Here is a 25861-nt window from a genome sequence, read left to right on the forward strand (position 1 = left end):
ACACTATGAACGCAAAAGTCTGGCTGGTGGGTGCGGGTCCTGGCGACCCTGAATTGCTGACCCTCAAGGCCGTGCGCGCCCTGCGCGAAGCCGACGTGGTGCTGATCGATGATCTGGTCAACGAAGCGGTGCTGGAGCATTGCTGCGGTGCACGCATCATCGCCGTGGGCAAGCGCGGCGGCTGCCGCTCCACCCCACAGGCCTTCATCCATCGGTTGATGCTGCGCTATGCGCGCCAAGGCAAATGCGTGGTCCGCCTCAAGGGCGGCGACCCGTGCATCTTCGGCCGCGGCGGTGAAGAGGCGCAATGGCTGCGCGAGCATGGCGTCGAAGTGGAGCTGGTCAATGGCATCACGGCCGGGCTGGCAGGCGCGACCCAATGCGACATCCCACTGACCTTGCGCGGCATCGCCCGGGGCGTGACGCTGGTCACTGCCCACACCCAGGACGGCAGCAGCCTGAACTGGCAAGCCCTGGCGCAGAGCGGGACAACCTTGGTGGTGTACATGGGAGTGGCGAAACTGAGCGAGATCCGCGAACAACTGCTGGCCGGTGGCCTGGCAGCGGACACCCCCGTGGCCATGATCGAGAATGCCTCCCTGCCTCATCAGCGAGACTGCCGCAGCGACCTGGCTTCGATGGAGACCGATGCAGTTGCGTTTCAACTCAAGAGCCCGGCAATCCTGGTGATTGGTGCGGTGGCCGGTGCTGCGGAGCTGGCAACATCCCAATCCGAATGGCGCCAGGCCTCAGCCCTGTAACCACGCCCTTGCTCGCGAAGGTGGGCATTCAATACTGCTATCGCGTTTCTCCTGTGGGAGCGAGCCTGCTCGCTCCCACAGGTTCTGTACTTCGCATTGGGTAAATCGCAGGCAAGAAAAAGCCCGGCATAAGCCGGGCTTTTTCAAAGCTGTGGGCTAATTACTTAGCTTGGGCTTCAACCTGCGCTTCTACGCGACGGTTAACAGCACGACCAGCTTCAGTGGCGTTGTCAGCAACTGGGCGGGTTTCGCCGTAGCCAACAGACTGAACGCGGGACGATTCAACACCGTACTGGTTGGTCAGAACTTGCTTAACGGCGTTTGCACGACGCTCGGACAGTTTCTGGTTGTAAGCGTCAGGACCGACGGAGTCAGTGTGACCTTCAACAGTGGTGGTGGTGGCTGGGTACTGCTTCATGAAGTCAGCCAGGTTCTTGATGTCGCCGTAGCTGTTTGGCTTGACGACCGACTTGTCGAAGTCGAATTTCACGTCCAGCTCAACACGTACGGTTTCAGCAGCAGCTGGGCAGCCATCAGCGTCAACGGTTACGTTGGCTGGGGTGTCAGGGCACTTGTCGACGTTGTCGCACACGCCATCGTTGTCGCTGTCGGAGCAGACTTCAGCCGGAGCTGGAACTGGAGCAGCAGCAGGCTTGGAGCCGCCACCGAAGTTCACACCGATACCGACGCTTGGAGCCCACTCGGTGTCGCCCTGGTCGATGTTGTACTGAGCTTCAACGCCGGCACGGGCGTAGAAGTTCTCGGTGAAGTACAGCTTCGCGCCGCCGCCAACGTTGGCGAAGGTCGAACGGTTACGACCGCTGGAGCCGTTCTGACCGATGCTCTGGTCGGAGAAACCGGCCGAGACGTACGGACGCAGCATGTCACCTGGGTTGTTGAAGTGGTACAGAGCGTCCAGGGCAGTGTTGGCGCCCTTGATGTTACGACCGTCGTCGGAACGTACGTTGTGAACTTCGTCGTAGCCCAGACGCAGTTCAACGTCGTCGGTCAGGAAGTAACCAACCGAACCGCCGAACAGGTTGCCGTTGTTCTTGAAGTTACGAGCGCTGTCGAATTGCTCTTTCTTGGCGAAGCCTTCGATTTCAACTGCGCCTTGGCCTTGTGCCAGCGCGCCGAACGAAGTAGCGGCAATAAGAGAACCAATGGCAAAGCCCAAGGTGTTTTTCAGTTTCATCCGTTAAATCCCCATCTGGTGATTGTGAAGCAGTCCCGCAAACCGGGGGACAACTCGGCGGCAAGTCTATCAGAACTTGCCTACACGTAAGAGATATTTGCGCCGAGATTAAGTTTCGGCAATGCCTGCAAATTTCTCACGCAGCTTATCGAGAGCGCGCTTGTAACGCATTTTTGTCGCGCTCAAACCCATGTGCATTATGTCTGCGATCTCTTGGAATTCCAGTTCTGCGACAAATCGTAGCACCAGAATCTCACGGTCAATCGGGTTCACATAAACCAGCCAGCGATCGAGTCCACCCTTTTCCTCGGGCTTGGGCGCCTTTTCTTCAGACGCTTCCTCGAGAGGGTCAAGGCTCAAAGCGTCCATCAAGCGACGCTTTCGCCGTTCCTTGCGATACTGTGTGATGCATTCGTTGTAGGTGATGCTATATAGCCATGTCTTGAACTTCGATTTCCCCTCGAAGTTCTTCAGGCCATACAGCACCTTCAACATCACCTCCTGACAGACATCGTCAGCGTCACGATCGTTCCCCAGATAACGTGCACACACGTTAAATAATGTACGTTGGTAACGGCGCATCAACTCTTCGTAGGCACGTGTTACGTGGAACAGCTCCGTATGCGCGCGCGCGACCAACTCCTCATCAGAGAGATCACGGGGGTCGTAGCGCGTGGACAGCGATTGGGGTTTGTTCAAAACAAGTCGGGCCGACGGTCTAGGTCAATGTGCGCCGCAGCCTGCGGTAGCAGGCATTTTGCGGCGGCATACATTAGCAGAGTTTGCCGGGTTAGCGGCTACTCACATGCTGCTCCAGCAGGATCCGATTGGAGAGCGACACCAGTTCGCCCTCCTCGGTCAGCAATGTGGTCTTCACCGTGCCGATCTCCTCGATCTGGCCTTCGACCTCACCAACCCGCACTTGTTGCCCGACTTCATACAGCTCACGCACATAGATTCCCGCGAGAATCTGGCCGGCGATTTCCCGGCTTCCCAATCCCATTGCCAGCGCAATCGCCAGACCAACGGTAATCAATACGATCACGATCACGTGGTTGAGCAGGTCAGTTTTGACCTCCAACTGGCTGATCGCGACAGAAATACTGATGATGATCACAAGGCCCTGGGCGATTCGCCCCAGGCCCGAGGCGTAATCCAGCCCTACGCCTTCGGCTGCGCCGCGCACCAGCCCGTTGGCCAGTTGAGCCAGCAGCACGCCGACCAGCAACACCAGGGCCGCCCCGAACACCTTGGGCAGGTACAGCGCAAGCATGTCGAGGGTGGCTGAAACCCGCTGAAGACCCAGGGATTCAGCCGCAGAGACGAGAAAAATAAGCAGCACGAACCAATAGACAATCTTGCCCACCAGAGTGGAGATCGGTACCTGGATGCCGCCACGGGACAGCAACTTGGTCAAGCCCGTGCCACCCATCAGGCGATCCAGACCCAGTTTGGCGAGCAGCTTGGAAAGCAGCGTGTCCAGCAACTTGGCCACGACGAACCCCAACAGCACCACCACCAGGGCACCGAAGAGGTTCGGGATGAAGTTGGCCACCTTGGTCCACAACGCAGTCATTGCCGCGACGAGGCTCTGGGTCCAGAGATTCAGTTCCATATCAATCAGCCTTATCAGCGGTGCGGGTAACAGGTTTACGACGGGAAACCGGCGAGACGTGGGCCGACCCGTTGTTCAAGGCAATCATCAGCGCGGGCAGCCAACGGCCCAGCAGGCTGAACAGATCGCCGGCGCCGACCTGGCGGTTGGCGGTTTTCAGCACACGTCCCAGGCATGCGTCGTCATCCCGACTGGACGGCGAGGCCTTGAGCATGTCACGCAAAGACTGTTCAAACGGATCGTGCATACGCACCTCTCGTGATGTCAGTGAAAGACGCGATCAAATTTCGTCGGGTCACATGAAACCTGTCACACCCAGCGCAGACGACGAAACAGCCACCACTGTCCCAGGGCCACGCCGGCCATCAGCAGGCAGGCGATCAGGAAGCCGTAAGGGCTTTGGGAGAATGGAATACCGCCGACGTTGATGCCCAGCAGGCCCGTAAGAAAACTCATCGGCAGGAAGATCCCGGTGACGATGCCGAAGCGATACATCGTCCGGTTCATGCGCACGGAAAGGCGCCGATCCTCAGCCTCCAGCACAAGCCCCACGCGCTCCCGAGTCAATTCCAACTCTTCAAGATAACGGGTCAGGCTGTTGTTCAATTCATTCCAGTAATCGCCGTCGTCCTCGACGAACCAGGGCAGTTTGATGCGCGACATCTGTCCGAAAATGTCCCGCTGCGGCGCCAGGAACCGCTTGAGTCCTGCGGCCCGGCGACGAATGTGCAAAATGGCATCGTGCTCGGGGGTATACCGTTCGTCGGCATCGAGCATTTCTTCTTCGCCATCGACGATTTCCGAGAGCTGGGAGACCAGGTCCTGGACTTTGTTGGTCAGGTACTGCGCCATATAAAGGATGAGTTCCGACGCGGTTTTCGGTCCCTTGCCTTCGGCCAGGTGCGCCAGCAGCTCATCCGTGGCGCGCAAAGGACGAAGACGCAGGGAAATCACGCGCTGGGCCGATGCGAAGATCCGCACCGAAACCATGTCTTCCGGCTCGGCGCCCGGATTGAGGTTGATGCCCCTGAGGAATAGCAGCAGCTCCGCTTCGGGCAAGGGCAACAGGCGCGGCCGGGTGTTTTCCTCGAGCAGCAGATCGCAGTTGAACTCGCTCAGTCCACTGGATTTGCGCAACCAGGTATGGGTCTGCGGATGGCTGCGATCCCAATGCAGCCACAGGCTTTCGTGCGCCTGCAACTGCAGATCGTCAAGCTCGGTCCGGGCAATCGAACGCGCGCCACCCTTACCATCCAGCACCAGGGCATGCACCAGCCCCCACTGCGCGTTTTCTTCCTCGAACATCCTCATCCCTTACGGCTTTGACGCTTCATTCAGGCATTTTCAGCGGGCTTGGCGAGACGATCACGCCGTTATTGTCCGCATAGACATATTCACCCGGACGAAACGTCACGCCGGCAAAGGTCACGGCCACATTGAGATCACCGATACCGCGCTTGTCGGTTTTCATGGGATGGCTGGCGAGAGCCTGGACACCGAGGTCGGTCTGGGCGATGACATCCACGTCGCGGATGCAGCCGTAGATCACCAACCCTTCCCAGCCGTTTTTCGCGGCTTTCTCGGCCAGCATGTCGCCCAACAGCGCCCGGCGCAGGGAGCCGCCGCCATCAACGACCAGTACCTTGCCGTTGCCCTTGAGTTCGACCTGCTCCTTGACCAGTGAGTTGTCCTCGAAGCACTTGATGGTCACGATTTCACCGCCAAACGAATCGCGGCCGCCGAAATTGCTGAACATCGGTTCCAACACCTGCACAAGGTCCGGATAGGCATCGCACAGGTCGGGCGTGAGGTAATGGTTCATCGAACAACTCCTGAAAGGCTGGAACGTCAGACTGGATGAGCAACCGTTTGTGACCGAAACCGTTTAACGCGTCATATCTTAGCCGCAAGCCGACTGGAGCGAAATGCCCTCGCCTCAAACCGCCTCGGCGAGATCCGGCAGGGTTGCCGGCAACGGCATGCTCTGCTCCTCCAGCCAACGCGCCACCAGAGGCCAGACCTCGGCGTGCGCAGCCTTGCTGACCAGCATCTCGACATGACCGAAATCGTCACCAAAGCCGTGCTCCCGGCCCAGGCAGACAAACTGCTTGTGCTCGGCACCCATCTGTTCGAAGAGCTTGCGGCAAGCCCAGGTCGGGTCCTGGTGATCGCCGGCGGCGCTCACTGCCAGCACCGGCACTTGCACCTCGGCCAGGCCCGCCCACCAGTCCTTCTCGGCATCGCCGAAACGCCCGAACAAGCCGTACCAACGCATGCTCTCCAGGGCCAGACCGATGGGTTCGTCCTCCGGGCCGCGCTTGAGTCGGGAGCCGGACAACTGCGCAAAACGCTTGAGGATGAACCGTCCGCCCCACTCCACGGGTGGAATTTTCAGCGGCCAATAGGTGCGGCTGACCTGGGTGCCGAAAAACGCCGCCGATGCCACGGCCGGTTCGCCCAGATATTGGCCGCCCAAGGCTGCCGCCAGGGTGATGCCGCCCAGGGAATGGCCGATCCAGTGCGGCACCTGCCCGCTCTGCTCGCGAACAAAGGCACCGATGGCCGGCAAGTCGTAACGGGCATAGTCGGCGACGCGATTGTTGCGGTAGTCCTGGTTGCGCTGGGATAAGCCGTGACCGCGCATTTCGGGAATCCACACATCGAATCCCAGCCGCGTCAGATACGCCCCCAGACCCAGCCCCTTGGGCGAATACCAGAAGCGCCGGTTGGAGAAGCTACCGTGCAACAGGATCACCGGGACGCCACGGATCTGGCCGGCGTCGGCCATGCCCAGGCGGGTGACAGCCAGTTCGACGCTGTAGTCCGGGCTGTTGCCGGGTTTCAACCGGTAGACGTCTTCGCTCAGATCGCCACGCCGCTCGGCGCTGATCAGGGCGACAGGAAAAAGGTTACTGCTGCTTTGCATAATGCTCTTGCACAAAAAAGGGCGGCTTCCATCAGGAGCCCGCCCTACTTCAATCAAAGGGGCTTAGCAACAAACTCCTGTGGGAGCGAGCCTGCTCGCGAATGCGATGGATCAGCCACATTGATGGCACTGACACACCGCTATCGCGAGCAGGCTCGCTCCCACAGATTTGCAGCTCAACTCATCGGCATTGCCGTTAGAGGCCCCTCTCCACTCAGGCCGCGCCCTGGCCCTCGGCCAGGAAGAACCAGGTTTCCAGCACGGAGTCCGGGTTCAACGACACGCTTTCGATGCCCTGCTCCATCAGCCATTTGGCCAGGTCCGGATGGTCCGAAGGACCCTGGCCGCAGATGCCGATGTACTTGCCGGCCTTGTTGCAGGCGGCGATGGCATTGGCCAGCAGCTTCTTGACCGCCGGATTCCGCTCGTCGAACAGGTGCGCAATGATTCCGGAGTCACGGTCCAGGCCCAGGGTCAACTGGGTCAGGTCGTTGGAGCCGATGGAGAAGCCGTCGAAGAACTCGAGGAACTCTTCTGCCAGGATCGCGTTGGATGGCAGTTCGCACATCATGATCACCCGCAGGCCGTTCTCGCCACGGGCCAGACCGTTTTCCGCCAGCAGGTCGACCACCTGGCTCGCTTCGCCCAGGGTACGTACGAACGGCACCATGATCTCGACGTTGGTCAGGCCCATGTCATTGCGCACGCGCTTGAGGGCACGGCATTCGAGCTCGAAGCAATCACGGAACGTTTCGCTGATGTAGCGCGAAGCACCGCGGAAGCCCAGCATCGGGTTTTCTTCTTCCGGCTCGTAGAGCTTGCCGCCGATCAGGTTGGCATATTCGTTGGACTTGAAGTCCGACAGGCGCACGATGACCTTTTTCGGATAGAACGCCGCCGCCAGGGTGCTGATGCCTTCCACCAGTTTCTCGACATAGAAGCCGACCGGATCATCGTAGCCGGCGATGCGCTTGTCGACGCTGTCCTTGATCTCTGGCGGCAAGCCGCTGTAGTTCAGCAAAGCCTTGGGGTGCACGCCGATCATGCGGTTGATGATGAACTCCAGGCGAGCCAGGCCCACGCCGGCGTTCGGCAACTGCGCGAAGTCGAAGGCACGGTCCGGGTTGCCGACGTTCATCATGATCTTGAACGGCAGCTCCGGCATGGCGTCCACGGAGTTCTTCTTGATGTCGAAGCCCAGCTCGCCTTCGAAGATGTAGCCGGTATCGCCTTCGGCACAGGAAACGGTCACGCCCTGGCCGTCCTTGAGCAGTTGGGTGGCGTTGCCGCAACCCACCACCGCCGGGATCCCCAGTTCACGGGCGATGATCGCCGCGTGGCAGGTACGCCCGCCACGGTTGGTGACGATGGCGCTGGCGCGCTTCATTACCGGTTCCCAATCCGGGTCGGTCATGTCGGAGACCAGCACGTCGCCGGGCTGGACCTTGTCCATCTCCGAGACGTCCTTGATGATCCGCACCTTGCCGGCGCCGATGCGCTGGCCGATGGCACGGCCTTCCACCAGCACGGTGCCGGTTTCCTTGAGCAGGTAGCGCTCCATGACGTTGGCCTGGGTACGGCTCTTCACGGTTTCCGGACGGGCCTGCACGATGTACAGCTTGCCGTCGTCGCCGTCCTTGGCCCATTCGATGTCCATCGGGCACTTGTAATGCTGCTCGATGATCATCGCCTGCTTGGCCAGCTCGCTGACTTCGGCGTCGGTAAGGCAGAAACGGGCGCGCTCGGCCTTGTCCACATCGACGGTTTTCACCGAACGACCGGCCTTGGCTTCGTCGCCATAGATCATCTTGATGGCCTTGCTGCCCAGGTTGCGGCGCAGGATGGCCGGGCGACCGGCTTGCAGCGTGCCTTTATGGACATAGAACTCGTCCGGGTTGACCGCGCCTTGAACGACGGTTTCACCCAGGCCGTAGGCACCGGTGATGAACACCACGTCACGGAAGCCCGACTCGGTGTCGAGGGTGAACATCACGCCGGCGGTGCCGGTTTCGGAACGGACCATGCGCTGCACACCGGCGGACAGGGCGACCAGCTTGTGGTCGAAGCCCTGGTGCACCCGGTAGGAAATGGCCCGGTCGTTGAAAAGGGATGCGAAGACTTCCTTGGCGGCGCGGATGACGTTTTCCACGCCACGGATGTTCAGGAAGGTTTCCTGCTGGCCGGCAAAGGAAGCGTCCGGCAGGTCTTCGGCGGTGGCCGAGGAACGCACGGCGACAGCGATGTCGGGGTTGCCTTCGGACAGCTTGGCAAAAGCGGTGCGGATTTCGCTGTTCAGTTGCTCGGGAAATTCGGCTTCCATGATCCACTGGCGGATCTGGGCGCCGGTCTTGGCCAGGGCGTTGACGTCATCGACGTCCAGGGCATCGAGCGCATCGTGGATCTGCTGGTTCAGGCCGCTCAGTTCCAGGAAATCACGATAAGCCTGAGCCGTCGTGGCGAAGCCACCCGGCACCGAGACACCGGCACCGGCGAGGTTACTGATCATCTCGCCCAGGGATGCGTTCTTGCCCCCCACATGCTCCACATCATGGACGCCGAGCTTATCGAGGGAAACTACGTACTCTACCAAGGTGATCTCTCCACTAACTGTGTTGGAAAAGCTCAAGGCACCGGCGACTCCTGGGGAGCGTTGGCCGGCGATATGGCCTGGACCTGGAAAATAAGTGAGAATGCTGGCCACTGGCGGCCAGCAAATCGCGCCTATCATATCCAAGAATCGTCACTAGCTTAAGGCCCAAGGCGCAAATGAAACGATCTGCTTTCTTTATCTCCGATGGGACCGGCATCACCGCCGAAACCCTGGGCCAAAGCCTTTTGGCGCAATTCGAAAACATTACCTTCACCAAGCTGACACGTCCGTACATCGACAGCGTCGACAAGGCGCGGGCCATGGTACAGCAAATCAATAAAGCCGCCGAAAACGACGGTTTTCGCCCGATCATCTTCGATACCATCGTCAATCAGGACATCCGTGAGATTCTCGCAACGTCCAATGGTTTCATGATCGACATTTTTTCTACCTTCCTGGCGCCCCTGGAGCAGGAGCTGAGCGAGCACTCTTCCTACTCGGTCGGCAAATCCCATTCCATCGGCCACAACTCCAACTACATGGAGCGGATCGAGGCGGTCAACTTCGCGCTGGATAACGATGACGGCGCCCGCACGCATTATTACGATAAGGCCGACCTGATCCTAGTGGGGGTGTCGCGTTGTGGTAAGACACCGACGTGCCTGTACATGGCGATGCAGTTCGGCATCCGCGCGGCCAACTATCCGCTGACCGAAGAAGACATGGAGCGCCTGCAACTGCCCAGCGCCCTGCGCGCCCACCAGCACAAGCTGTTCGGCCTGACCATCGACCCGGATCGTCTCACCGCGATCCGCAACGAGCGCAAACCCAACAGTCGCTATTCGAGTTACGCACAGTGTGAATTCGAAGTGCGCGAGGTGGAAAACCTGTTCCGGCGGGAGAACATCCCCCACATCAACTCCACGCATTTTTCCGTGGAGGAGATTTCAGCGAAGATCCTGGTGGAGAAAGGGGTGGAGCGGCGGTTCAAGTAGCCGCGGACACCCTACGGGCCCGTGGGAGCAAAGCTTGCTCCCACAGGTATGGGCTGACCAGCCTGCCTTGGGCATCCCGCACCCTGAACCAATGCTTCAACCGTTAACCCAGTGACTTGTGCATCGCAATGGCCGTGACGCCGCCGATGGCAAACGCCTTGGCACTTTGCTCAAACCCCAGGCGGCGATAGAACCCGTGACTGGTGCTTGTGCTGTTGAGACGCACCAAGGCGAGTCCGCGGCCATACAACCGCGCCTCGATGTCCTGCACCAGCGCCCGCCCGGCCCCGCGCCGAAACCACTCCGGCTGCACGTAGCAGAACGCGATCCGACCGCTGACCGAGGCCATCGCGACGCCCACCGGCCGCCCATGCAGACGCGCCAGGGTCAGGCGCCACCGCGGGTCGGCCAACCAGGGGCGAATGCGCGCAGGGGTATTGTTGCGGGTCCAGGCGGCCACGATGCGCGGGTCGTTACGGTGTTCCGCGGCACAACCGACACGGATGGACCGCTCGGCGATCCGGCTGATGATGCCGGCATCGCCGGGCGCAGCGGTGCTGATTTCGATGAAAGTGTCCATGACGCTATTTTCCTCAGTCCTTGAGTCGAGCTGAAAAAAACATAGACCCGGATAAGCCGGATGCGCCAATAGCAATGGTTGCAGGAAGCTTCGAGCGGTCCGCTACCGAACCTGCGCCTGTACCGGCATCGTCAACTCCACCCGCAGCCCGTCAGGACGGCTATCGAAATGCAGGCTGCAACCACAACGCTGGACAATGGCCTGGACGATCGCCAAGCCCAAGCCGCAGCCGGTGCTCTGGCCGTTGCGCCAGAAGCGCTGGGTCAGATGCTGGATATCGTCGGCGGCAATGCCGGGGCCATGGTCGCGAACCTGGAAACGCACCCGCTGGCCAACCATCTCCAGGCTCAGCTCCACCACGGTATCCTCCGGAGTATGACGCAAGGCGTTATCCAGCAGGTTGCGCAACGCGGCGATGGAAAGCACCGCCGGCATCTGCACCGGCGCATCGGAAACCCCAGGAGAGACCTGCAGCCTGATTCGCCCGGAATCGCCATTGGTCGCATCCTGAATCGCCAGCCGCGCGACCTGTTCGGCGTTGCACTGCACCCCATCGTCGAAGGACAGGCTGCCCTCTACCCGAGCCAGCAGCAGCAACTGCTCAAGCGTGCGATGCAGCCGGTCAGCGCCCTCCTCGGCCCGGGCCAGGGACTGGTCGCGCGCAACGCCTTCGGTCATGCGCGCCACTTGCAGGTGAGTCTTGATGGCCGTCAAGGGGCTGCGCAATTCATGGGCTGCATCGCCGGTCAGCCTGCGCTCGCGCTCGATGGTCTTGCCGATACGCTGGAACAGCTGATTCTGCGTCTCCAGCAGGGGGCGCAACTCGCTGGGCAACGGATGGATCTGCAAGGGTTCCAGGGAGTCGGCATTGCGGCGCATCAGCGCATCGCGCATACGATTGAGCGGCGCCAGACCCTGGCCGATGCCCAGCCACAGCAGGCACAGGCACCCGAGCAACGCCACGCCCACCGGCACCGAGGCCGCCAACAGAATCGACATATTGAGAGCTTCCCGCTCGATCTGACGGTCGGCGGTGGTAATGCGCACATCGCCTCGGGCCAGGGTGAAACTGCGCCAGGGCGCGCCGTCGATCATCTGGTCGTGAAAACCCATTTTCTCGGCTTCCAGGACCTGTTCCGGAGTGCCGTGGCTGCGGGCCAGGATTTCGCCCCGCAAGGAGCTGACCTGACAGGCCATGCCACCGGGAATGCTCAACTGCTCGGCGCTGAAATGCGTGCCCTCGCCCTTGCTCGGCAGCGGCGGCAACTGCTCCAGCAGGCCGGCGACCATCCGCGCCGACGCCACCAGGCGCTGGTCGAGGGAAAACATCATCTGGTTGCGCAGATCGCTGAGCATCCACGCCGCCGCCAGGGCCCAGATCAGAATGAAGGCCGCGCCCAGGGTCAGGCTCAGGCGCAATCGCAGGCTCATCACTTGGAAGGTTCTCCGCCATCGGCCTGTCCCAGGCGATAACCCAGCCCGCGTACCGTCTCGACAATCCCGTTGCCGAGCTTGCGCCGCAGGTGATGGATATGGACGTTGAGGGCGTTGCTTTCCAGTTCGTCGTTGAAGCCGTACACGCTGTCCTTGAGCTGCTCGGTGGACAACACCCGGCCACGGCTGTGCAACAGCGCCTGCAACAGTGACTGTTCACGCCTGGATAAATCCACCGGCTGGCCATCCAGGAGGGTTTCACGGCTGCTGGGATCGTAAGTCAGGCGACCATGTTCGATCAGGTTGACGCTACGACCCGCTACGCGGCGCAGCAAGGTGTGCAGGCGCGCCGCCAGCTCGCGCAGGTCGAAAGGCTTAAGCAGATAGTCGTCAGCGCCGGCTTGCAGACCGTCGACCCGATCGGTCACCGAATCCCGCGCGGTGAGGATCAGCACCGGAATCTCCAGCCCTTGCTGGCGCAATTGCTTGAGCAGCTTAAGGCCGTCCTCATCGGGCAGCCCCAGGTCCAGCACCATGACATCGAACTCGGCCACGCCGATCATCGCCCGCGCCGCCGAGGCCGAACCCACGTGCTCGACGGTCAGGCCCTGGGCCGTGAGACCGGCGACGATCCCGCTGGCGATCAGTTCATCGTCTTCGCACACCAGTACGCGCATGGTAAGCCTCGTGGAAAAAGGTACATTAGGCCGCCGGCCGATTAAGCCGACATTATGCGACGAGTACGGCAAACATGGGCGATCATTGCGGCCACCGGCCCTCGCCGTTTAATCGACGGTTAATCGCCAACCGCCATCGTGCTTTCCACTTGCTTCGTTCTAAGGCTTTATCCATGCGTCGATTGTTTTTGTTGTGCCTGCTGCTGATTTCGGGCCTGGCCCAGGCCGCCAATCCCTTCGAAACCAAACCCGACTTCCTGCCGGTGGAAAAGGCCTTCGTGTTTACCTCCGAACGCCTGGATTCCGGCGAGACCCAGCTCTTCTGGCAGATCGCCGATGGGTACTACCTGTATCAGAAGCGACTCAAATTCGATGGTCTGGCCGACGCGCAGAAACCAGAGCTCCCGGCGGGAGAAGCCCACAGCGATGAGTTTTTCGGCGATCAACAGGTCTATCGCCAGGCACTGGAGCTGAAGATTCCGGCGGGCGCCACCGGCAAGATCAACGTGGGCTTCCAGGGCTGTGCCGATGCGGGGTTGTGCTACCCACCCCAGACCCAGGTGGTCGACCTGGGCGGCGGTTCCCCTGCGGTGGCCAAAGGCGAAGCGCCGGACCAGGCCCTGGCCAGCGGCCTGCAACAACGGGCATTGGGCTGGAGCCTGCTGGTGTTCTTCGGCCTGGGTCTGTTGCTGGCGTTCACGCCGTGTTCCCTGCCGATGTTGCCGATCCTCGCCGGCCTGGTCGTCGGCAGCGGTGCCGGGCCTCGACGCGGCCTGGCCCTGGCGGGCAGCTACGTGATCAGCATGGCCCTGGTGTACGCCGCCATGGGTGTGCTTGCCGCCCTGCTGGGCGCCAACCTTCAGGCCTTGCTGCAACAGCCGTGGCTGCTGGGTACCTTCGCTGCGGTGTTCGTGGTGCTGGCGCTGCCCATGTTCGGTTTCTTCGAGTTGCAACTGCCGGCCGCCTTGCGCGACCGCCTGGAGAACGCCGGGCGTCAGCGCCGCGGCGGCAGCCTGGTGGGCGCAGGGATTCTCGGTGCACTGTCCGGTCTGCTGGTAGGGCCGTGCATGACCGCCCCGCTGGCCGGCGCGCTGCTGTATATCGCCCAGAGCGGTAACGCGCTGCACGGCGGCTTGATCCTGTTTGCCATGGGCGTCGGCATCGGCCTGCCGCTGTTGCTGCTGGTGACCGTGGGCAACCGCTTCCTGCCCAAGCCCGGTGCCTGGATGGACCTGGTCAAGGGTGTGTTCGGCTTCCTGTTCCTGGGCACGGCGCTGTTGATGATTCGTCCAGTCATCGACGGCTCGCTGTGGATCGGATTGTGCGGGGCGCTGTTGTTGATCGCCGCCTACAGCGCCTGGCGCCAGACCGAAGGGTTCGGCCGTATGGCTTATACCTGCGGCAGCGCGTCACTGCTGTTCGGCCTGTGGGGCAGCGCGCTGCTGGTGGGCGCCGCCGGTGGCAGCGATGATTTCTTCCAACCCCTGAAGGTCTACACCGGCGCCCAGGGCAACGCGACCGTCAGCGCTCACGACGCCTTCGTCACGATCAGCGAGCCTGCCGTCCTGCAACAGGAACTGGACGCGGCCAAGGCCCAGGGCCAATGGGTGCTCGTGGATTATTACGCCGACTGGTGCGTGTCCTGCAAAATCATGGAGAAACAGGTGTTCGGCCGCGCCGAGGTGCTGGACGCCTTGAAAGGCGTCCGCCTGCTGCGCCTCGACGTGACCGCTGACAATGCCGCCAGCCGCGAACTGCTGAGCCGCTATCAGGTACCCGGACCGCCGAGCCTGCTGTGGATCGGCGCCGACGGTGGAGAGCGTCGCAGCCAGCGCATCACCGGGGAAGTCGATGCCCAGGGCTTCCTGGAGCGCTGGAACAGCACCCGGGACGCGAACTGATGCTGACATTCACCCTGGGTACCTTCGCCATCGCCCTTAACCACTTGCTGCTGATCAGTGCCCTGGCGCTGGCGACCTTCGTGGGCTGGCGGGCGGCCAAGCGCGGTGGCGAGAACCCCGAGTCGGTGCTGTTCATGCTGTTCCTGCTGGGGCTTCTGGCCGCGCGGATCAGTTTTGTCGTCGCCTATTGGAGCCATTATCAAGGCAATCCGTGGCAGATCGTCGACTTGCGCGACGGCGGCTTCCTGGCCTGGCCAGGCATCGTGGCGCTGGTCATCGGGACATTGCTGTGGGCCCGACGTCGATCGGCCCTGCGTCGGCCATTGGGTTTTGGCGTCGGCAGCGGCCTGTTGTTCTGGCTGGTGGCGACGATGGCGCTGACGATCTATGAACAGGGCACCCGATTGCCGGACATCGACCTGCGCGACGCCAGCGGACAGACCGTGAAACTCACCGATTATCAGGGCGGGCCCCTGGTGATCAATCTCTGGGCCACCTGGTGCCCGCCATGCCGACGTGAAATGCCGGTGCTGGAGGAAGCCCAACAGCAGCGTCCAGACCTGACCTTCCTGTTCGTCAATCAGGCTGAAAGCATGCAGAGCGTCAGCACCTACCTCGCCACTCAGGGCCTGAGCCTGGACAACATCCTGTTCGACGGCAGCGGTCGCCTCGGCCAGGCCGTGGGCTCCATGGCGCTGCCGACGACGCTGTTCTACAGCGCCGACGGCCGCCTGCTAGGCAGCCACCTGGGGGAGTTGTCGGAGGCGAGCCTGGCCCGTGCCCTGGAAAACTTCGAAACGCCGGGTTCAACCACGGCGCCCCACCCCGCCACAAGGAAACCGCCATGCCCCGCCTCCGCCACCTGCTGACTCTGGCCGTCGCCACGGCGCTGTTACAAGCGCCGCTGCTACAAGCCGAAGAACTGCCGGCAGCCATCAAGAAAATCGAAGCCAAGGGCGCGAAGATCGTCGGCACCTTCGAGGCACCGGACGGGCTACGCGGCTACGCGGCGCAATACCAGAACCGCGGCATGGCGCTGTACCTGACCCCGGACGGCCAGCACGTACTGCTCGGCAACCTGTACGACGCCGACGGCAAGGACCTGAGCGCCGAGCCGCTGCAAAAGCTGGTCTATGCACCGATGGCGAAGGAAATATGGGCAAAAATGGAGGCGAGCAACTGGATCGCCGACGGCAGCAAGGACGCACCGCGCACCGTGTACCTGTTCAGCGACCCCAACTGCCCGTATTGCAACATGTTCTGGGAACAGGCCCGGCCATGGGTCAAGGCCGGCAAGGTGCAGTTGCGCCACATCATGGTGGGCATCATCCGCGAAGACAGTCCCGGGAAATCCGCCGCGCTGCTGGCGGCCAAGGACCCGCAAAAAGCCCTGGAAGACCATGAAAAATCCGGCAAGGGCAGCACACTCAAGCCCCTCAAGGACATACCACCCGCCGTTCAGGCCAAGCTCGACGCCAACCAGCAGTTGATGGACGAACTGGAGCTGTCCGCCACCCCGGCGATTTTCTACCTGGATGACAAAGGCGAGCTGCAACAGCAACAAGGCGCCCCATCGCCGGACAAGCTGGTGAAAATCCTCGGGCCGAAGTAATGGGGATCGGGCCGGCCTCTTCGCGAGCAGGCTCGCTCCCACATCGACCTGCTGAAACCGGACCTTTGTGGGAGCGAGCCTGCTCGCGATTGCGCAGGGTCAGCTACGCAGAAACTCAAGCAATGCCTCGGTAACGAACCCCGGATTCTCCAGGTTGGAAATGTGCCCCGCCTCCGGGATCAACACATGGGGGCAACCAATCAACCCGGCCATTTCCAGCGACTCGGAAGGTGGCCGTGGTTTGTCCTGATCACCGCACATCACCAACGTGCTGCTGGCATCCAGCTCACCCAGGCGCGGCAGGATATCGTCCCGACCGAAAATGATCCGGCCCAACGGCACGATGCTGTCGCGCAGGCGATCGGCCGGCAGCGCGGCCAGTGTCGCGCGAAACTGCCGGTACAGCGGCGACTGCGGATCGATGCCAGGCCGGAAGAAGATCGGCACGACAATATCCAGCAACGGTTCGGGAATACTGCCGCTGGCCTCGATCTTGTCGAACAACGAGAAGTAATACAGCCGCGTCGGCTCTGGTTCGACGCCCACATAGGTGTCCATCAACACCAGCGACTGGAGCCGTTTCGGGGCCGCCAACGCCAGCCGCGCGCCCCACATCCCGCCCACCGAAAGCCCCACCAGACTGAAGCGATCGATGTCCAGGTGATCCATCAACCCCAGGACCTGGCGGGCCAGGTCATCCAGGGAATTCATGCCCTCGGGCAAACGTCCGGATTGACCATGGCCCCACAGGTCCGGAGCGATCACCCGGTAATGTCGCGACAACGCTTCGATCTGCGGCGCCCACATGCCGTGGTCCCACAAATAGCTGCTGCCCAGAACCACTACCGGGCCATGGCCCTGGTCCAGATAATGGAGCGCTTGTCCGTCAAGGGTTGCAAAGGGCATCGATGACCTCCTTGTTTGCGTATGAAAAAACCTGGCCAGACTGACGTGCGGTACGCCAAGCCGTCAATCGCCTGGGCCATCAGAGTTGCAACGGGCACCTGTAAGATCTGACAGTAGACCGACCCGGCTGCCGGCGATAGCGTGAGATTTCACAACAATCGGTGGAGAACCAGCCATGACCAAAGTCGAGCTTGAAGCTTTCGCTCAAGAGCAGATCGACCTCCTGAAGCCAAAAGCCATCAACACAGACCGGGCGTCCGGGCAAAGGGCCAAAGCAAAGCTGCTCTTTTTTGAAGCGCTGCTGGCCGCGTGCAGCCACACGCAGACACAGGAACAGTTCGGTTTGATGGACGCGGTCAATGACACCTTCCAGAAAATCGGCGCTTTCAGGCCCGGAGACGTCTTTTTCAATCAACCTGAAAAATGCTGCTCGGCTTATCGCCCCGATTCGCCGGCCTGAGGCCATCGCGAGACGAGAGCAAGGAAAGGAAACCCAGGGACTGCGATCAATGAGCGTGCGATGGCACCAGTTCAATCTGGTAAGGCTTGAAAATCGCCAGTAGCTGGCCGTTATCCCGAAGCTTCTGCAGCAATCGTCCAAACGTTTCACTGGTAATCGGCGCCTGCGGCCGGATCAAGGCATAGTGGTGGTAAACCTGGTCGATACGTTCGGACACCAGCAACTGGGGCCCGACCTCAGGATTGCGCAGTATGTAATCGTTCAGGTACGAACGCGTCACCAGGGCGATGTCCGCACGCCCCCGCAAGACCATCAGCAGGTTGCTGTCGTGGGAGTACGTCAACGTGGCGTTGTATTGGCCAACCAGGAATTTGGGGTCGGCGTTGAATTCCGCAAAGGCGTAGTGGTAACCACTGAACAGGGCCAGGCGCTTGCCCCTGAGGTCGCTGAAGTAGCTCTGCTGGCGATCCGGCTGACGCTGGGTGACGAAGACCTCCGCATCTTCCAGTCCCATGTCCACTGCAGTATGAGGCACATCCTTCCAACCCCAGTCGGGGTTCTCGAAGATCGCCATATCGACCCGGCCCTGTTTGAAATCATTGAAACGGCGTGGAATCGACGTTGGTACCAGCTCAAATTGATAATCGGTCTGGGAGTGATTCAGGGCTTCGACCAACTGCGGCAGCAGGCCGGTGTCGGCACCGTTTTCGGGGCGCACGGTATAAGGTGGGAAGTGCGCGGCCCCGATCCTGACCAACTGCGCCGCCGAAGCTGGCACCATCAGAAAAACAGCCAGTGCAGCCAATAAAACACGCGAGGTCATCCCCTTCGGCGAAAACGTCAAGGCACCACTCCCCAAAAAGTCCATCCATAACATTCAAGCTAGGCGGTTTCAGCCACTTAGCCAGCTCCACGGCCACCGCAAGAGGCCGCTCGATTATTGTTTTTCTTCCAGCACCAGAATCAACGCTTGCTCGGCCAGTTGATCGAGGCTCAGGCTGCCCTCGGCGCGAAACCAGGTAGTGGTCCAGGACAACGCTCCAGTGAGGAAGCGCCGGGTAATGAACACGTCCCCGCGAATATACCCGGCATCCTTGGCCTGGCCCAATACCTCGAGCCACAAGTCTTCGTAAATATCCCGCAAGGCCAGCACTTGCCGTTGCCCTTCCTGGGACAGCGAGCGCCACTCGTAGACCAATACCGCCATCGCCTCGCCGGTGCCGCCCATGATCGACTGCAATTCGCAGCGGATCAGCGCGAGCACCCGTTCACGCACGCCGCACGCCTCGGCCAGTGCCGCGCGCATCAAGGCGGTGTTGTAGCGGATGGTTTCTTCCATCACTGCCCGCAGGATCTCGTCCTTGCTTTTGAAGTGGTGGAAAATACTGCCGGACTGAATGCCCACAGCGCTCGCCAGGTCGCGCACCGTGGTGCGTTCGAAACCTTTGTTGCGAAACAGGTGGGCGGCGGTCTGGAGCAGTTTGCCGCGAGCACTGTCCGGGTCGGTCAATTGTCCGAGGCCAACCAGCTCATGCATCACCGTCAGGGCTTTTCGCTCGTCCACCCATTTTCTCCCGCAATCGTCGTGGCGCCGGCAATTTAAGCTGAGCCGCCCCCCCAGGCAAGCGCTCGGGCAGAAGTTGCGTGCATGAATCACTAGGCGAATGTACCGCGTTTGACTACGCTCAAAGCCATCTGCACGCCGATACCGGGAAGCCCGCGATGCCTCAATGGCTGGTGATTGATCTGGAGGCTACCACCGATGAAGGTGGCTGGCCGGTAGCCGAGATGGAAATTATCGAGATCGGTGCCACGCTGGTGAACCGTGACGGGCGCGAGCTGGATCACTTCCAGCGTTTCGTGCGGCCCCTGAGACGCCCCCTGCTCACGCCCTTTTGCCGCGCGCTGACACACATTACCCAAGCCAATATCGACAGTGCGGCGCCCATCTCAGAAGTCTGGCCTGCATTCGAACGCTGGCTGGCGCCCCATCACGCGAACCTGGGGGGCTGGGTCAGTTGGGGTGACTACGACCGCAAGCAGTTGCTCCAGGAATGGCAGCAGCAACAGTTGCACAGTGTTCTCGCCCGCGTGCCCCACATGAACCTCAAGCAACGCTTTGCCAAGGCCCGTCGACTCGAGCGGCCGCTGGGGCTTAACGGGGCACTGCAACTGGCCGGCCTGCAGTTTTCCGGTCAACAGCACCGTGCCCTGGAAGATGCACGCAACACGGCAAGGTTATTGCCCCTGGTGCTGGCGGATTGATCTGTCCCCGCCACAGATGACGAGTGTTGAAGCCTTGTGCATACTGGCCGGCCTTTTTCAGCCCTTTCTTCGAGGAATCGCCCATGTTCAAAGTCAACGAGTACTTCGACGGCACCGTCAAGTCGATCGCTTTCGGTACGGCTGAAGGCCCTGCGACCATCGGCGTCATGGCTCCGGGCGAATACGAATTCGGCACGGCCCAGCGGGAAATCATGCACGTTGTGTCCGGCGCCCTGACCGTGAAACTGCCCGGCAGCACCGAATGGGAAACCTTCGCGGCCGGCAGCCAGTTCAATGTACCGGCCGACAGCAAGTTCCAGCTCAAGGTGGCGGTCGACACGGCCTACCTGTGTGAATACCGCAGCTGAGACGCGAAAAGCTGTGGCGAGGGGAGCTATCCCCTCGCCACAGGGGCTGTGCAGGATTTACTCGAGCACTTCGACCGGCATGCCGACTTCAAGCCGGCCATTGCTGTCATTGACCAGGTTCTGACCAAACATCGGACCGTCCGGTGTCGAACGATACTGCTGCAAGGTGGCGAAAGGCTCGCGGCTCGGATCGCGTTCGCCGGTCTGCGGGTCCACCGTGGTCATGATGCAACGCGAGCAGGGTTTGACCACCCGGAACTCCACATCGCCGATACGGATGCGTTTCCACCCATCCTCGGCAAACGCCTGGCTGCCTTCGACCACCAGGTTGGGACGAAAGCGCAACATCTCCAGCGGGCGACCGACCCGATTCGACAGATCCTGCAACGAGGCCTGGCCGATCAGCAGCAACGGGAATCCGTCGGCGAAGGCAACCTTGTCGTCATCCTTGCCATAACCGGCCGCCGTGGTGCGTGCCAGCTCCACCGGCACATGCACCAGACGGGTGGCGTTGCCGATGAACTCGCTGACCCAGGCCCCCGCCTCGTCACCGGCATCCGGTACACGCAGGCTGTCGCGCCAGATAACCACCCCGCGACGTTGCTCCTCCCGGGCAGATGGCAGCGGCACGTCGATGCTGCCGTAGCCCGGCGCACTAAGGGTCAAACCACCCGTCTCGTTCCACAGTGCCGAGAGCTGGCTCATCTTTGCCACGGCCCGCTGGGTCAGGAATCGCCCACTGGCTTCATCCACCAGCATCCAGCGTCGGTCACCGTCCAGGCCGAGCTTGTCCAGGCCAATCTCTTGCAACGATTGGCCCTTGCCGGACTTCAACGGATAACGGTATAGCGCGCTCAGACGCAACATGGTCAGCTCCCGGATGATGAAAAAAAGCCACCATATACGAGCCGGCCATCGAAGCAAACCACGATCAGTTTCAGTCGAGCATCAGTCGCTGGCGCACCACATCGACCAGTTTGTCCGGCTGGAATTTGGAGAGGAAGTTGTCACAGCCGACCTTCTTGACCATCGAATCGTTGAAGCTGCCGGACAGCGAGGTGTGCAACACCACGTAGAGCCCACGCAAACGTGGGTCGTTGCGGATTTCGGTGGTCAGGCGATAGCCGTCCATTTCCGGCATTTCCGCGTCGGTGAAAATCATCAGCAACTTGTCGGTCATCACCTCACCACTGTCGGCCCAGGCCTTGAGCATGTTCAGGGCCTTCAAGCCGTCGCTGGCAATGTGCATTTTTACGCCCAACTGCCCCAAGGTGTCGCGCAATTGCGAGAGCGCGACGTTGGAGTCGTCCACCAGCAGCACTTCACGTCCACGGGCACGCTCCAGCACCGGATCTTCGAGTTTGTCTCGGGAAACCTTGGCGTTGTATGGCACGATTTCGGCCAGGACTTTTTCCACGTCGATGATTTCCACCAACTGGTCGTCCACCTTGCTGATGGCGGTCAGGTAGTGCTCGCGGCCGGCGCTGGTCGGAGGTGGCAGGATCGCTTCCCAGTTCATGTTGACGATGCGGTCCACCCCACCCACCAGGAACGCCTGCACCGAGCGATTGTATTCAGTGACGATGATGGTGCTGTTAGGCCCCGGTACCAATGGACGCATGCCAATCGCCTGGGACAGGTCGATCACCGGCAACGTCTGCCCCCGCAGGTTGACCACCCCACAGACAAATGGATGGCGCTGCGGCATCAGGGTCAGCTTCGGCAGTTGCAATACTTCCTGGACCTTGAACACGTTAATGGCGAACAATTGTCGACCCGCCAGGCGAAACATAAGAATTTCCAGGCGATTCTCACCCACCAGCTGGGTTCGTTGATCTACTGTGTCGAGAATGCTGGCCATCGATGACTCCTGGGATTGTTCGGATGAATCCAATAGAACAGCTATCGGCCGCGTAACTCGGATCTTGACCCCTGCTCAAAATACCCACGCGAAAGATTGATATCACCTTAACATCATGTTTTACTGCGCTCACCTGTTCATTCCTCTCGTTTTCTCCGCCGCGCGACCTCGTTTTGCGCATAAGGTTCCCGTGCCTAAGGGATTCCCCTAGACACAATCAGGTCTAACCTGATATTCCCGATATCCAATAGCCATTAATGTGACGCCATTCTCATTGCTGAACGGAGTCAGGCCATTGTGCGCGACCGCAGGACATCGGACTTCCAGCCTTTTGGGCGATCCCGCCAGTGCAATCGCTTGCAGGCTCGTCATTAGCCCATGGCAGGGACGCATCAACACTTGCTCGTTGGTTGCCGACCGTCAGGTTCCGTCGTTCGCCACATACGGTTTTCTTTCGCCTGACATGATGTTGTGGAGATAAGCATGCCGAACGATCGCAAGAACTGTATCCAGCGCTTTCCCGAATTCCTGACCGAAGCCGAGACGCTTTTGGCCAAGTCCGAGGAATGCCTGAGCCACCTGCAACTGATCAACAACGACAAAGACGCGATCGATTGCATGCTCAGTACCCTGCTGAAGTTGGCAAACAAGGCAAATGCCTTGGCGCTGGAAGCCGTTTCGGAGTTTTCGCTGCATATCCATGGCTTGCTCAGCCACGCGCAAAACCACATGGAATTGCATGATCAAGCGCTGGAGGCGTTGAAGGACTGCTTCACGCTGATGGCATGGCAACTTGAACTCGTCGACCCCACCACCGGCCAGCTCAGCCTGGACAACAGCGAACAGACCTCGTTGATCGAGGCATTTGCGCTCCAGGTGGGGCAGAATCCCTGCGAGGCATTGTCGGGGATACATCCGCCAAGCCTGCTTTCCTATTCCCAGAAACAAGCGTGACACTGACGATGCCGACCCAGCTCGACGCGTTGCTCCACGGTGCTTTCAAGACACCATGCCGAGCGCGACCAACCATGGATGAAGTGGTACTATGTCTCGCGTCAGACGCTTCAAAACAGCGGCAGGAAATGCCGTCAATCTGAAGCCAATCTCGACCTGAACCCTTTACCGACCCGGGCGTCCCCTGTGCTGACCGGCTCGCCCGCAGCGAACATTCATTGGCTCCATCCGTCATGTACGCCAGCCTCAAGTCATTCGTCACCTGGCCTCCTTCCCGAGAAAATGCCCGTCGGTTCACACTGTTTCTGTGCACCTGTTCGGCCCTCGGCTGCCTGCTGACCTATCTGTTTGCCGGTACATTGCCATTGGGCTTGCTGATGTTGAATATCGCGGCCCTGGCCTGTGTCTGGATCCAGTACCAGCTGTCTCGAAAGTCCATCAAGTTCCAGCCCCAGGAGTTGGCCGACCGGCTGCTCGAAGTCCAGGAAAACGAACGCCATCGGCTCAGTCGCGAATTGCATGACGACATTGGCCAGCTGCTGACGGCGGCGAAACTGCAGAGCGAATGGCTCAAACGCCGGGTGCCGGACGAATTGCAAGCGCAGTGCTCGATCCTCTGTGACACCCTGGACGAAACCCTCGACAAAGTCCGCGACGTTTCGGCAATTCTCAACCCGAGGCAGTTGACCAGCCTCGGGCTTGAAGCCAGCCTGCGCGCGCACCTGCTCAAGACATTGGCCAATACCCCGGTAAAATGGAGCCTCGACTGCCAGCAGCGCATGACGGGCATCCCGGAGGAAATGGCGGTCGCCGCCTTTCGAATCACCCAGGAAGCAGTCACCAATGTCTTGCGCCATGCCCAAGCGAATAATTTGCTGGTGCGCCTGCAACGCCTGCCCGAAGGCTTGCTCTTGCTGATCCACGATGACGGTCATGGGTTCGTCCCGGCGCCCCACCCCGCTCGCGAAGGACAACGCGGCATGGCCGGCATGTCAGAGCGAGTCGAGCAGTTGGGCGGCACGCTGAAAGTCATCAGTGAAGCCGGCAACGGCACGCACATCGAAGCCCGTTTCCCCTGGGCACCTCGCGCCCTGGCACGGGCCAGTAAAAATAAGGTTCTCCATTGACTTGTAATTTGCTTCTGGTAGATGACCACTTACTGATCCGCGCTGGCGTGCGTGCACTGATCATGGACCTGCCCGGCTATGCCGTCATCGGTGAAGCCAATGACGGTGCACAACTACCGGCCTTGGTCGAACGACTGGACCCCGATATCGTACTGCTGGACATTTCCATGAAAAACACCAGCGGCCTGGATGCCCTGCGCGAGCTCAAGCAGGTACGGCCACGCAGCAAGGTGCTGATCCTGTCGATGCACACGGATCCGGCGCTGATCATGCAGGCGCTGGAGTCCGGTGCCCATGGGTACCTGCTCAAGGACACGACGGCCACCGAGCTGGAACACGCCCTGAACGCATTACGCAACGACGAGCATTACCTGAGCCCCGCCATTGCCCATACGGTAATCAACCAGGCGCTGACCCGTACCCAGCAGAAGCATCAACCCTCCCCTGCCCAGACCCCCAATCTGACGGCACGCCAGCTGGAAATCCTGCGGCTGATCGTGCGCGGCAAATCCACCCGCGAAATTGCCAACGGCCTGAGCCTGAGCATCAAGACCGTGGAAACCCACCGAGCCCAGATCATGAAGCGCCTGCAGATCCATGACGTGGCCGGACTGGTGCTTTTCGCCGTGCGCGAGCAGATCATCAGCCTGGATGACTGAGCGTCGCCGAGGCAGCCAGCAAAGGTGAATCGGGCGGCAAATGGACACGCAGCGCTTTCGGACGCACCGTGAACCGCAGGCTGTCGACCTGCAAGGGTTCGCCGTCCAGATTGATGTCCAGGCCCTGAGCGACCTTGATTTCCACCCATGGCAAGCGTGCGCGCACGAACATGTTGTCGATGCCCAGGCCACCGGCCAGCAAGTCTTTCAGCGTGCTGACCACTTCCTGGGGTGCCGGCAGGATACTGATGTCCAGTAATCCGTCATCGACCAATGCCTGCGGACACAACTCATGGCCTCCTCCCGCCTGCCGGCCATTACCGATGCCCAACGCCAGGAGATCGCCCCGCCAGCTGAATCCCGGCCCCTGCAACTCGCCATAGGCCGCACTCAACTCACTGAAGCGCGTGAGTCCGGTGAACAGGTAAGCGGCCCCACCCAACACCTTTTTAAGCTCTTCGGAGGTATTCGCTGTGACCTGGCTGCCAAAGCCGCCTGTGGCCATGTTGAGGAAGATCCGTCCGCCGACCTCACCCAGATCGATGGGGTGCGGTTCAACGTCCAGCAGATCCAGGGCTCGATCCGGCTCCAGCGGGACCCCGACCGCTCTGGCAAAATCATTGGCAGTCCCCAGGGGCAGCAACACCAGGCTGGCATCGCTGGAGTCGAGGGCCATCGCTTCAGCGATATCACGCAAGGTTCCGTCACCGCCACCGGCGATCAGTCGTGTATAACCGGCCTCCAGCGCCTCTTCGACACATCGTCGGGCATCGCCCGCCTCCCAGGTCAACCGTACCGCCAGGTCCCAGCCCTGCTTGCGCCTGAGCATCACTGCGGCGCGAACCTCTTCGTTGAGCGCTTGCTTGCCATGCAGAATCAATAGCGCCTTGCCTTTGCTCATCCCTATCTCCGTCATTGGAAGGTTCCAGGGATTGGGACCACGCATTCGGCTGAAAAAGCCCTCGCCGCGTCAAT

The 25861-nt window shown here is 60.8% G+C and carries 28 protein-coding genes; 11 read left to right on the forward strand and 17 right to left on the reverse strand.

Annotated elements, in window-relative coordinates; genetic code table 11:
• Nucleotides 1-5: 5 nt before the first annotated feature.
• Nucleotides 6-761 carry a uroporphyrinogen-III C-methyltransferase gene (cobA, locus tag CGA22_RS02785; protein ID WP_041021636.1) on the forward strand — a complete coding sequence of 252 codons (756 nt, stop codon included), beginning with the start codon at nt 6-8 and terminating at the stop codon, nt 759-761.
• A gap of 160 nt (nt 762-921) precedes the next feature.
• Here the strand turns inward: cobA and CGA22_RS02790 are convergent, their stop codons facing one another.
• The 8 genes from CGA22_RS02790 to ppsA all read right to left on the reverse strand — a co-directional run bounded on the left by CGA22_RS02790 (nt 922) and on the right by ppsA (nt 9087).
• Complete coding sequence (locus tag CGA22_RS02790; protein ID WP_041021635.1) at nt 922-1956, reverse strand: OmpA family protein; 1035 nt, start codon at nt 1954-1956, stop codon at nt 922-924.
• A 108-nt stretch (nt 1957-2064) separates the two neighbouring features.
• On the reverse strand, nt 2065-2655 hold the full coding sequence (sigX, locus tag CGA22_RS02795) for an RNA polymerase sigma factor SigX (RefSeq protein ID WP_025212681.1): 591 nt from the start codon (nt 2653-2655) through the stop codon (nt 2065-2067).
• Between the two features lie 91 nt (nt 2656-2746).
• Nucleotides 2747-3571 carry a mechanosensitive ion channel family protein gene (locus tag CGA22_RS02800; protein WP_041021634.1) on the reverse strand — a complete coding sequence of 275 codons (825 nt, stop codon included), beginning with the start codon at nt 3569-3571 and terminating at the stop codon, nt 2747-2749.
• 1 nt (nt 3572) lies between these two features.
• Nucleotides 3573-3818, reverse strand: a complete 246-nt coding sequence (locus tag CGA22_RS02805; protein WP_014337331.1) for a hypothetical protein — start codon at nt 3816-3818, stop codon at nt 3573-3575.
• Nucleotides 3819-3880: 62 nt separating this feature from the next.
• Entirely contained in the window at nt 3881-4876 is a 996-nt protein-coding gene (locus CGA22_RS02810) for a zinc transporter ZntB (RefSeq protein WP_188258472.1), read from the reverse strand.
• Nucleotides 4877-4901: 25 nt separating this feature from the next.
• Nucleotides 4902-5393 (reverse strand): ribonuclease E activity regulator RraA, encoded by a 492-nt coding sequence (gene rraA, locus CGA22_RS02815; RefSeq protein WP_041021633.1) that lies wholly within the window; start codon nt 5391-5393, stop codon nt 4902-4904.
• A 114-nt stretch (nt 5394-5507) separates the two neighbouring features.
• On the reverse strand, nt 5508-6497 hold the full coding sequence (locus CGA22_RS02820; protein WP_041021632.1) for an alpha/beta fold hydrolase: 990 nt from the start codon (nt 6495-6497) through the stop codon (nt 5508-5510).
• A gap of 214 nt (nt 6498-6711) precedes the next feature.
• Nucleotides 6712-9087 carry a phosphoenolpyruvate synthase gene (gene ppsA / locus CGA22_RS02825; protein ID WP_041020727.1) on the reverse strand — a complete coding sequence of 792 codons (2376 nt, stop codon included), beginning with the start codon at nt 9085-9087 and terminating at the stop codon, nt 6712-6714.
• 176 nt (nt 9088-9263) lie between these two features.
• Between ppsA and CGA22_RS02830 the strand changes: the two genes are divergently transcribed.
• A complete protein-coding gene (locus CGA22_RS02830; RefSeq protein ID WP_041020725.1) occupies nt 9264-10082 on the forward strand; it encodes a pyruvate, water dikinase regulatory protein in 819 nt (272 codons plus the stop codon).
• Between the two features lie 103 nt (nt 10083-10185).
• Here the strand turns inward: CGA22_RS02830 and CGA22_RS02835 are convergent, their stop codons facing one another.
• The 3 genes from CGA22_RS02835 to CGA22_RS02845 form a co-directional block, all read right to left on the reverse strand.
• Nucleotides 10186-10662: a GNAT family N-acetyltransferase gene (locus CGA22_RS02835; RefSeq protein ID WP_041020724.1), complete on the reverse strand. Its 477-nt coding sequence runs from the start codon at nt 10660-10662 to the stop codon at nt 10186-10188.
• Nucleotides 10663-10764: 102 nt separating this feature from the next.
• Complete coding sequence (locus tag CGA22_RS02840; protein WP_041020723.1) at nt 10765-12096, reverse strand: sensor histidine kinase; 1332 nt, start codon at nt 12094-12096, stop codon at nt 10765-10767.
• The gene (locus tag CGA22_RS02845) at nt 12093-12773 is read right to left on the reverse strand and encodes a response regulator (RefSeq protein ID WP_041020722.1); all 681 of its coding nucleotides are present in this window, start codon (nt 12771-12773) and stop codon (nt 12093-12095) included. Before CGA22_RS02845 ends, CGA22_RS02840 begins: the two co-directional genes overlap by 4 nt.
• Nucleotides 12774-12946: 173 nt before the next feature.
• Here CGA22_RS02845 and dsbD point away from each other — a divergent pair, with 173 nt between their 5' ends.
• The 3 genes from dsbD to dsbG are packed head-to-tail and all read left to right on the forward strand — an operon-like array spanning nt 12947 to nt 16286.
• A complete protein-coding gene (dsbD, locus tag CGA22_RS02850) occupies nt 12947-14674 on the forward strand; it encodes a protein-disulfide reductase DsbD (protein WP_041020721.1) in 1728 nt (575 codons plus the stop codon).
• Nucleotides 14674-15543, forward strand: coding sequence for a TlpA disulfide reductase family protein (locus CGA22_RS02855; RefSeq protein ID WP_041020720.1), 870 nt, complete (start codon nt 14674-14676; stop codon nt 15541-15543). The genes dsbD and CGA22_RS02855 overlap by 1 nt, the downstream gene beginning before the upstream one ends.
• Nucleotides 15519-16286 (forward strand): thiol:disulfide interchange protein DsbG, encoded by a 768-nt coding sequence (gene dsbG / locus CGA22_RS02860; RefSeq protein WP_041020719.1) that lies wholly within the window; start codon nt 15519-15521, stop codon nt 16284-16286. The genes CGA22_RS02855 and dsbG overlap by 25 nt, the downstream gene beginning before the upstream one ends.
• Before the next feature lie 99 nt (nt 16287-16385).
• Here dsbG and CGA22_RS02865 read toward each other — a convergent pair whose 3' ends face one another.
• Nucleotides 16386-17192, reverse strand: a complete 807-nt coding sequence (locus CGA22_RS02865; protein ID WP_041020718.1) for an alpha/beta fold hydrolase — start codon at nt 17190-17192, stop codon at nt 16386-16388.
• Between the two features lie 175 nt (nt 17193-17367).
• Between CGA22_RS02865 and CGA22_RS02870 the strand changes: the two genes are divergently transcribed.
• Complete coding sequence (locus CGA22_RS02870; RefSeq protein ID WP_041020717.1) at nt 17368-17652, forward strand: hypothetical protein; 285 nt, start codon at nt 17368-17370, stop codon at nt 17650-17652.
• A 46-nt stretch (nt 17653-17698) separates the two neighbouring features.
• On the opposite strand, the gene CGA22_RS02875 is transcribed toward CGA22_RS02870, so the two are convergent.
• The gene (locus CGA22_RS02875) at nt 17699-18475 is read right to left on the reverse strand and encodes a substrate-binding periplasmic protein (RefSeq protein ID WP_041020729.1); all 777 of its coding nucleotides are present in this window, start codon (nt 18473-18475) and stop codon (nt 17699-17701) included.
• Nucleotides 18476-18589: 114 nt separating this feature from the next.
• Complete coding sequence (locus tag CGA22_RS02880) at nt 18590-19216, reverse strand: TetR/AcrR family transcriptional regulator (protein ID WP_041020716.1); 627 nt, start codon at nt 19214-19216, stop codon at nt 18590-18592.
• A gap of 158 nt (nt 19217-19374) precedes the next feature.
• Between CGA22_RS02880 and CGA22_RS02885 the strand changes: the two genes are divergently transcribed.
• Entirely contained in the window at nt 19375-19917 is a 543-nt protein-coding gene (locus tag CGA22_RS02885) for an exonuclease domain-containing protein (RefSeq protein WP_041020715.1), read from the forward strand.
• A gap of 83 nt (nt 19918-20000) precedes the next feature.
• Nucleotides 20001-20285, forward strand: coding sequence for a pyrimidine/purine nucleoside phosphorylase (locus CGA22_RS02890; RefSeq protein ID WP_041020714.1), 285 nt, complete (start codon nt 20001-20003; stop codon nt 20283-20285).
• 57 nt (nt 20286-20342) lie between these two features.
• Here the strand turns inward: CGA22_RS02890 and CGA22_RS02895 are convergent, their stop codons facing one another.
• Both CGA22_RS02895 and CGA22_RS02900 read right to left on the reverse strand, forming a co-directional pair.
• Nucleotides 20343-21152, reverse strand: coding sequence for an MOSC domain-containing protein (locus tag CGA22_RS02895; RefSeq protein ID WP_041020713.1), 810 nt, complete (start codon nt 21150-21152; stop codon nt 20343-20345).
• A 70-nt stretch (nt 21153-21222) separates the two neighbouring features.
• Nucleotides 21223-22146 carry a chemotaxis protein CheV gene (locus tag CGA22_RS02900; protein WP_041020712.1) on the reverse strand — a complete coding sequence of 308 codons (924 nt, stop codon included), beginning with the start codon at nt 22144-22146 and terminating at the stop codon, nt 21223-21225.
• Nucleotides 22147-22629: 483 nt separating this feature from the next.
• Here CGA22_RS02900 and CGA22_RS02905 point away from each other — a divergent pair, with 483 nt between their 5' ends.
• The 3 genes from CGA22_RS02905 to CGA22_RS02915 all read left to right on the forward strand — a co-directional run bounded on the left by CGA22_RS02905 (nt 22630) and on the right by CGA22_RS02915 (nt 24886).
• Nucleotides 22630-23100 (forward strand): hypothetical protein, encoded by a 471-nt coding sequence (locus CGA22_RS02905; RefSeq protein WP_041020711.1) that lies wholly within the window; start codon nt 22630-22632, stop codon nt 23098-23100.
• 233 nt (nt 23101-23333) lie between these two features.
• Nucleotides 23334-24227 (forward strand): sensor histidine kinase, encoded by an 894-nt coding sequence (locus CGA22_RS02910; protein ID WP_041020710.1) that lies wholly within the window; start codon nt 23334-23336, stop codon nt 24225-24227.
• On the forward strand, nt 24224-24886 hold the full coding sequence (locus CGA22_RS02915; protein ID WP_041020709.1) for a response regulator transcription factor: 663 nt from the start codon (nt 24224-24226) through the stop codon (nt 24884-24886). The genes CGA22_RS02910 and CGA22_RS02915 overlap by 4 nt, the downstream gene beginning before the upstream one ends.
• Here CGA22_RS02915 and yegS read toward each other — a convergent pair.
• Nucleotides 24870-25787 (reverse strand): lipid kinase YegS, encoded by a 918-nt coding sequence (gene yegS, locus CGA22_RS02920; RefSeq protein WP_041020708.1) that lies wholly within the window; start codon nt 25785-25787, stop codon nt 24870-24872. The two genes, CGA22_RS02915 and yegS, sit on opposite strands and share 17 nt — an antisense overlap.
• Between the last annotated feature and the right edge of the window lie 74 nt (nt 25788-25861).

This window comes from Pseudomonas sp. PSB18, from assembly GCF_014596565.1.
GTDB lineage: Bacteria > Pseudomonadota > Gammaproteobacteria > Pseudomonadales > Pseudomonadaceae > Aquipseudomonas.

What these genes read in the sequence shown, in the direction of transcription:
- CGA22_RS02845 (WP_041020722.1), bottom strand. Translation starts at nt 12,773, where the DNA reads ATGCGCGTACTGGTGTGCGAAGACGATGAACTGATCGCCAGCGGGATC.
- CGA22_RS02885 (WP_041020715.1), top strand. Translation starts at nt 19,375, where the DNA reads ATGCCTCAATGGCTGGTGATTGATCTGGAGGCTACCACCGATGAAGGT.
- CGA22_RS02830 (WP_041020725.1), top strand. Translation starts at nt 9,264, where the DNA reads ATGAAACGATCTGCTTTCTTTATCTCCGATGGGACCGGCATCACCGCC.
- CGA22_RS02870 (WP_041020717.1), top strand. Translation starts at nt 17,368, where the DNA reads ATGACCAAAGTCGAGCTTGAAGCTTTCGCTCAAGAGCAGATCGACCTC.
- CGA22_RS02875 (WP_041020729.1), bottom strand. Translation starts at nt 18,475, where the DNA reads ATGACCTCGCGTGTTTTATTGGCTGCACTGGCTGTTTTTCTGATGGTG.
- CGA22_RS02835 (WP_041020724.1), bottom strand. Translation starts at nt 10,662, where the DNA reads ATGGACACTTTCATCGAAATCAGCACCGCTGCGCCCGGCGATGCCGGC.
- CGA22_RS02900 (WP_041020712.1), bottom strand. Translation starts at nt 22,146, where the DNA reads ATGGCCAGCATTCTCGACACAGTAGATCAACGAACCCAGCTGGTGGGT.
- CGA22_RS02890 (WP_041020714.1), top strand. Translation starts at nt 20,001, where the DNA reads ATGTTCAAAGTCAACGAGTACTTCGACGGCACCGTCAAGTCGATCGCT.
- CGA22_RS02805 (WP_014337331.1), bottom strand. Translation starts at nt 3,818, where the DNA reads ATGCACGATCCGTTTGAACAGTCTTTGCGTGACATGCTCAAGGCCTCG.
- dsbD (WP_041020721.1), top strand. Translation starts at nt 12,947, where the DNA reads ATGCGTCGATTGTTTTTGTTGTGCCTGCTGCTGATTTCGGGCCTGGCC.
- CGA22_RS02820 (WP_041021632.1), bottom strand. Translation starts at nt 6,497, where the DNA reads ATGCAAAGCAGCAGTAACCTTTTTCCTGTCGCCCTGATCAGCGCCGAG.
- dsbG (WP_041020719.1), top strand. Translation starts at nt 15,519, where the DNA reads ATGCCCCGCCTCCGCCACCTGCTGACTCTGGCCGTCGCCACGGCGCTG.
- cobA (WP_041021636.1), top strand. Translation starts at nt 6, where the DNA reads ATGAACGCAAAAGTCTGGCTGGTGGGTGCGGGTCCTGGCGACCCTGAA.
- rraA (WP_041021633.1), bottom strand. Translation starts at nt 5,393, where the DNA reads ATGAACCATTACCTCACGCCCGACCTGTGCGATGCCTATCCGGACCTT.
- CGA22_RS02865 (WP_041020718.1), bottom strand. Translation starts at nt 17,192, where the DNA reads ATGCCCTTTGCAACCCTTGACGGACAAGCGCTCCATTATCTGGACCAG.
- CGA22_RS02790 (WP_041021635.1), bottom strand. Translation starts at nt 1,956, where the DNA reads ATGAAACTGAAAAACACCTTGGGCTTTGCCATTGGTTCTCTTATTGCC.
- CGA22_RS02910 (WP_041020710.1), top strand. Translation starts at nt 23,334, where the DNA reads ATGTACGCCAGCCTCAAGTCATTCGTCACCTGGCCTCCTTCCCGAGAA.
- CGA22_RS02855 (WP_041020720.1), top strand. Translation starts at nt 14,674, where the DNA reads ATGCTGACATTCACCCTGGGTACCTTCGCCATCGCCCTTAACCACTTG.
- CGA22_RS02905 (WP_041020711.1), top strand. Translation starts at nt 22,630, where the DNA reads ATGCCGAACGATCGCAAGAACTGTATCCAGCGCTTTCCCGAATTCCTG.
- CGA22_RS02800 (WP_041021634.1), bottom strand. Translation starts at nt 3,571, where the DNA reads ATGGAACTGAATCTCTGGACCCAGAGCCTCGTCGCGGCAATGACTGCG.
- yegS (WP_041020708.1), bottom strand. Translation starts at nt 25,787, where the DNA reads ATGAGCAAAGGCAAGGCGCTATTGATTCTGCATGGCAAGCAAGCGCTC.
- CGA22_RS02895 (WP_041020713.1), bottom strand. Translation starts at nt 21,152, where the DNA reads ATGTTGCGTCTGAGCGCGCTATACCGTTATCCGTTGAAGTCCGGCAAG.
- CGA22_RS02810 (WP_188258472.1), bottom strand. Translation starts at nt 4,876, where the DNA reads ATGTTCGAGGAAGAAAACGCGCAGTGGGGGCTGGTGCATGCCCTGGTG.